1 protein-coding gene is annotated in these 1314 nt (G+C 60.9%); it reads right to left on the bottom strand.

Translation table 11 applies throughout. The features are described 5' to 3' along the window. Nucleotides 1-24: 24 nt before the first annotated feature. Nucleotides 25-1314 (bottom strand): Si-specific NAD(P)(+) transhydrogenase (sthA, locus tag ACIONG_RS30275; protein ID WP_401304679.1); only part of this gene is annotated, 1290 nt, incomplete at its 5' end.

Below are 1314 nucleotides of genomic sequence, written 5' to 3'. Positions count from 1 at the left end.
GCTCAGGCCACCGGCCGGAGCCCGTCAAAAAAGCCGGTTGAGGCCGTCGTACGCCGCTACCCGATAGGCTTCGGCCATGGTCGGGTAGTTGAACGTGGTGTTGACGAAGTATTTCAGGGTGTTCAGTTCGCCCGGCTGGCTCATGATCGCCTGACCGATGTGGACGATCTCCGACGCCTGATAACCGAAGCAGTGAACGCCCAGCACTTCCAGGGTTTCACGGTGGAACAGGATCTTCAGCATGCCTTGCGGCTCGCCGGCAATCTGCGCACGCGCCATGCTCTTGAAGAACGCCTTGCCGACTTCGTACGGCACTTTGGCCTGGGTCAGTTCCTGCTCGTTCTTGCCGATCGAGCTGATCTCCGGAATGGTGTAGATGCCGGTCGGCACGTCATTCACAAAGCGCCAGCTACCGTTGTCGACGATGCTGCCAGCGGCCGAACGACCCTGGTCGTGGGCGGCACTGGCCAGGCTCGGCCAGCCGATCACGTCGCCTGCGCCATAAATGTTCGGCACGCAGGTGCGGTAGTTCTCGTCGACTTCGATCTGACCGCGGCTGTTGACCTTGACGCCGATGTTTTCCAGACCCAACTGATCGGTGTTGCCAGTACGGCCGTTGCACCAGAGCAAGGCGTCAGCCTTGATCTTCTTGCCGGACTTGAGGTGCAGGATCACGCCGTTGTCCACGCCTTCGACGCGATCGTAGTCTTCGTTATGGCGCACGGTGATGTTGTTGTTGCTGAAGTGGTAGCTCAACGCCTGGGAGATTTCCGAGTCGAGGAAGCTCAGCAGCTGACCGCGGTTGTCGACCAACTCGACCAATACACCCAGACCACTGAAGATCGAAGCATATTCGCAACCGATTACGCCGGCGCCGTAAACGATCAGCTTACGCGGGGTGTGGCCGAGACTGAGGATGGTGTCGCTATCGTAGATGCGCGGGTGGTGGAAATCGATGTCAGCCGGACGATACGGGCGCGAGCCGGTGGCGATGATGATGTGCTTGGCCACCAGTTTTTCGACCACGCCGTTGGCGCAAACCACTTCGATGGTTTGCTCGTCGGCGAAGCTGCCGGTGCCGAAGAACACGTCGACGCGGTTACGGGCGTAGTAGCCGGTACGCGAAGCGACTTGTTTGGAAATGACTTTCTCGGCGCTTTTCAACACGTCCGGGAAGGAGAACCAGCGTGGCTCGCCGATCGCCCGGAACATCGGATTGGTGTTGAACTGCATGATCTGCCGCACCGAGTGACGCAGTGCCTTGGACGGGATGGTGGCGCGGGGGGGGGGGGGGGGGGCCCCCCCCGGCCCGCC

The organism is Pseudomonas sp. NPDC087817 (assembly GCF_044742875.1).
Classification (GTDB): domain Bacteria; phylum Pseudomonadota; class Gammaproteobacteria; order Pseudomonadales; family Pseudomonadaceae; genus Aquipseudomonas.
Note: the sequence above shows the minus strand (reverse complement) of the source record. Positions and strands in the feature narration are given on the sequence as shown.